At 73.8% G+C, this 4,428-nt stretch carries 5 protein-coding genes; 2 read left to right on the top strand and 3 right to left on the bottom strand.

The annotated features are described in order from the left end of the window. Positions 1–855: 855 nt before the first annotated feature. From ACOV8S_RS02690 to ACOV8S_RS02680, 3 genes are all read right to left on the bottom strand, one after another. Entirely contained in the window at positions 856–1,035 is a 180-nt protein-coding gene (locus ACOV8S_RS02690) for a hypothetical protein (RefSeq protein WP_448315900.1), read from the bottom strand. A 112-nt stretch (positions 1,036–1,147) separates the two neighbouring features. Further along, positions 1,148–2,323: a hydrolase gene (locus ACOV8S_RS02685; protein WP_448315899.1), complete on the bottom strand. Its 1,176-nt coding sequence runs from the start codon at positions 2,321–2,323 to the stop codon at positions 1,148–1,150. Further along, complete coding sequence (locus ACOV8S_RS02680) at positions 2,320–2,811, bottom strand: SRPBCC family protein (protein ID WP_448315898.1); 492 nt, start codon at positions 2,809–2,811, stop codon at positions 2,320–2,322. The genes ACOV8S_RS02685 and ACOV8S_RS02680 overlap by 4 nt, the downstream gene beginning before the upstream one ends. Positions 2,812–3,037: 226 nt before the next feature. On the opposite strand from ACOV8S_RS02680, the gene ACOV8S_RS02675 reads away from it, so the two are divergent. Both ACOV8S_RS02675 and ACOV8S_RS02670 read left to right on the top strand, forming a co-directional pair. Continuing rightward, positions 3,038–3,823: an SDR family NAD(P)-dependent oxidoreductase gene (locus tag ACOV8S_RS02675; protein WP_351113182.1), complete on the top strand. Its 786-nt coding sequence runs from the start codon at positions 3,038–3,040 to the stop codon at positions 3,821–3,823. Between the two features lie 55 nt (positions 3,824–3,878). Continuing rightward, positions 3,879–4,427, top strand: a complete 549-nt coding sequence (locus ACOV8S_RS02670; RefSeq protein WP_448315897.1) for a flavin reductase family protein — start codon at positions 3,879–3,881, stop codon at positions 4,425–4,427. Position 4,428 lies beyond the last annotated feature (1 nt).

The raw sequence follows: 4,428 nt of genomic DNA, 5'->3' as shown, positions 1-4,428 counted from the left end.
CCCACACCCCCAGCTCCCCCACCTCCACAGCGTCACCGTCCGGTCCGAGATCCGAGGAACGGCTGTCCGTCCACGCCTGAGACACACTCCGCCGCCGCGCCGACGCGGCCGTCCGCGTTCGGCCACGCCGAGGCTGCTCGGCGTGCTGTTCGCCGTGCCGACCGTCCTGACGGGCGTCGGCACCGCGTCGGCCGCGCCCACCACCTGGTCCGCAACAAGCCGCTGGCCGGCGTCTGGGACCTCACGGTGACCGTCCACCTGCCCGACGGCACCACCTCGGTCACCACGCCGCGCTTCGCCTTCACGCCGGACCACAAGCTCTCCGCAGAGGGCCCACCGGACGGCGCCGGCTCCCCGCTGTACGCCGCCACCGGCTACTGGCAGGACAAGGGCGACGGCACGGTCGCCTTCTCCATCACCCACGGCGGGGCCGACGGGGGCGCCATACCGGCACCGTCCAGGCGGTGCACCTGGGCAAGATCTCCGGCACCTGTTTCGGCACCGAGGCGCACGCGTTCGTCTTCGTCGAGGCCGGCGTCCCGCCGCAGGGCCCCATCGAGGTCGACTCCACCGCCACCTGGGTCTCCCCTCCCCGACCTCCTGACCCTCTACTCCCCGTGCCCGGCTCCTCCCCGGAGCCGGGCACCCATGTCCACCCCGGCTGGGACCGACCCCCGCCACTCCCGCGAGACGGGAGCCGGCCACCAGCTTCCGCAGCCGGGAATGCTCGGGCGCGTCCAGCGAGATGATCACCTCGGGGGTGGTGTGCATGGTGCCGCCGACCCGCGGGGCGCCCTCTCCGCAGGCCTGGGCGCGGCTGAGCCGGGGGTCGGCGGTCAGCCGGCGCACGTCCTCCTACCCGGTGACCAGCCAGGCGTCCACGCCGCCGGCGGTCGGCACCTTCACGACGGGCTGCCCGGCGCGCAAGCTGCTGTGGACCGGGGCGGGGCCCCGGTAGCTGGTACCGCTGAAGGGGAAGACGCCGGCCACCGGGCAGCCGCCGCCCTGGGACGCCGTCTCCCGGGTGACAGTCACGATCGATCCGCCGCCGGGGTGTACAGGTACGGGAAGGGAACGGTGGGCGGCGGCGGGGGCCGAACGGCCGAAGGGGCGCCCTCGGTGGGACGCCCCCTGTGCCCGCCGGTTCTCACCCCTCGGGGCCGAGCAGGACCGCCGAGTAGTTCTTGCGTGCCGCGGTGTCGTACTGCAGGGCGACGTGGCTGGTCGCGGACGTGATGTCGCGCCAGTGTCGCTGCAACGGGTGCTTCTCGCCGAGCCCGCCGGTGCCGGCCGCTCCGACCAGCAGCGTGACGGCCTCGCGCAGGATCTCGGCGGCGAAGGTGGCGTTGCGCTCGTTGCGGGCCATGTGCTCGGGGGTGAACAGCCGCTCGTCGAGGACCTGGGCGTTCTGCTCCACCAGGTGGCGCGCGGCGTCGACGCGGCCGGAGGCGCGGACCACGGTCAGCTCGGCCGTCTGGGTGCGTCGGCGTCCGGTGACCGAGTCGGCGACGGCGGCCAGCGCGCCGGTCGCGGCGCCGGCCACGGGCGCGATGAAGGTGAGCCCGCCGACGGCCTGGAACGGCACGTTGTGCGAGGGCACCGGGGAGAAGCCGTTGCGGCCGGTGAGCATGTCCGTGCGGTCGAACGTCAGGTGCTCCGGCACGAAAGCGTTCTCGACGACCACGGTGTGGCTGCCGGTGGCGCGCATCCCGATGCTGTCCCAGGTCTCGAGCACGCTGTACGCCCCGCGCGGCAGGGTGAAGAAGCGCAGCTGCGGCGGTCCCTCACCGCCTCCGCCGGGAACGGCGGCGCAGACCATCACCCAGTCGGCGAAGTCCACGGCGCTGACGTAGGCCCAGCGGCCGGTGAGGCGCCAGCCGCCGTTCTCCGGGACGGCCCGGCCGGCCGGCATGAGCCCGGTGGCGACGACGGTGTCGGGTCCGGCGCCCCACAGTTCCTGGTGCCCGGCCTCGGGCAGGTGGGCGGCGAAGCGGGCCGAGTAGGCGGCCAGCGAGGCGCACCAGGCGGAGGCGGCGCAGCCCTCGCCGACGGTCATGACGGCCCGGGTGAGCTCGGCGAAGGTGCCCTCGGTACCGCCGAAGCGGGCGGACACGAAGTGTCGGGCGAACCCTGCCTCGCGGATGCCGTGGGTGACCTCGCGGTACAGGCCGCGCGCGGTGTCGGCGTCCGCCGCGTGGGCGGCGGCCAGGTCCCGCAGTCGGACGGCGGCGTCGGCGAGCCCGGTCGACGGGGCGGTGAGGGATGCGGGAGCCGTGGAGACGGAAGCCGGCGCGGGGGCGGCGACGCCGGTGTCGACGCTCACGCGGCCGGTCCGTTCGCGACGGCCCGCTCGAAGCGCTCCAGCGTCTCGCCCGGGCTGGGTCCGTCGAGGGCCTTGAACACCCGCTCGGCGCCCGGGCCGTGGTTGTCGAGCTTGACGTGGGCGAGCGACACCTTGGTGTGCCCCTCGTCCACGGCCTCGAAGTCCACCTCGATCTCGCTGGCGCCGTCGTCGGTGGGGATGGACTGCCAGTTGGGGTCGATGCGCCAGGTCATGACGAGCCGCCGGCCGGGCTCCCACTCGAGGATGCGGCCCCAGGCGATCTCGGTGCCCTCGACGTCCCACTCGTAGTAGCGCCCGCCCACGCCCGGCTCGAAGGCGAGACCGGCCCGCTCCTTGCGGACCAGGACGTGGCTCGGCGGCCACCAGTCGGCCGGCCGCTCGGTGAAGATCCGGAAGCTCTCGTCGGGCGTCGCCGCGACGGTCACCGACTTCCTGACATCAGGCAGCGTCTGCGTCTGCTCGGGCACGTGGCCTCCTCGCTCAGGCCGGGTGTCAGCCCGGCCACGGCATCGATTACGCCCAACCTGACGGCCCCGGCTAGGCCGCCTGTCGAGCCCCGCTCGAACGTCTGTCCTCCAGGGGCGCTCCACCGCGGGCCGAGAACCCCGCAAGGCGGCGGGCCCACCGTCGAGCCGAAGTGGAGCGGACCGACGAGCCGCACGAGCGAGCCACACGAGCGATGGGGAGAACGCGATGACAGACGTGCAACGACGGGTCGCCTTCGTCACCGGCGCGACCAGCGGGATCGGCCTGGCCGTGACCGAGCTGCTGGCCGGGCAGGGGGTCGCGGTGTTCGGCGTGGCCCGCGACGCGGAGAACGTGCGCACCCTGGTCAAGGAGCAGCGCGAACTGGGCCGCGAGGTGTCGGGGACGGTGTGCGACGTGACGTCCCCGGCGCAGATCCAGGAGGCGGTGCGCGCCGCGGTCGCCGAGTACGGGCGCATCGACATCCTCGTCAACAACGCGGGACGCGGCGGCGGCGGTGTGACGGCCGAGCTGCCCGACGCGCTGTGGGACGACGTCATCGAGACCAACCTCAACGGCACCTTCCGGGTGACCCGCGAGGTGCTCTCCACCGGGCTGATGCGCGAGGGCTCGTGGGGCCGGATCATCAACATCGCCTCCACCGGCGGCAAGCAGGGCGTCGAGCTCGCCGCGCCCTACTCGGCGTCCAAGCACGGTGTCATCGGCTTCACCAAGGCCGTCGGCAAGGAGCTGGCCCCGACCGGCATCACCGTGAACGCCGTCTGCCCCGGCTATGTGGAGACGCCGATGGCCCAGCGGGTCCGGCAGGGCTACGCGGGCCACTACGGGGTGAGCGAGCAGGAGATCCAGGAGCGCTTCAACGCGAAGATCCCGCTGGGCCGTTACTCGACGCCCGAGGAGGTCGCCGGACTCGTCGGCTACCTCGCCTCGGACACGGCCGGCTCCATCACCGCGCAGGCGCTGAACGTGTGCGGCGGGCTCGGCAACTACTGACCGCCGCCTCGGACGGACGACCGGACGAGTGGACGAGCTGAAACGGAGTACCGACATGACCCCCGCTGTGACCGCCGGCACCACGCTGGCCGAACCGGACGTGGCCTCCTTCCGGGCCGCGATGGGCCGGTTCCCGACCGGCGTCACCCTGCTCACCCAGGGCAGTGGCGACGAGACGATCGTGATGACCCTCAACAGCCTGACCTCCGTCTCCCTGGACCCGATGCTGATCCTGGTGTCGGTCAAGGCGGACGGCCGGATGCGCCCGCGCATCTCGCGTGCGGGCAGCTACGCCGTGAACCTGCTCACCGACGCGCAGCGTGACCTGGCGCAGGAGTTCTGCCGGCCCGACCGGCCGGAGGGGCACGCCGCGATGCGCCGGCTGTCCGCCGTGGAGGGGGTCACCGGCAACGCCGTGCTGCCCGCCGCCGAGGCGTACGTCGAGTGCGTGCTGCAGGCCGAGCACGAGGCGGGCGACCACACGCTGCTGATCGGCAGGGTCGTGGCGCTGTCCGGGGGCGCGCCCGCGCCGGACCCGCTGCTGTTCCACCTTGGCCGGTTCGGCTCGCTGCCCGCCGCCGGGGTGCCGAGGGCCGCCGCGTGAC

Source organism: Streptomyces sp. CO7 (assembly GCF_053474865.1).
This window is presented reverse-complemented; position numbering and strand designations above follow the sequence as displayed.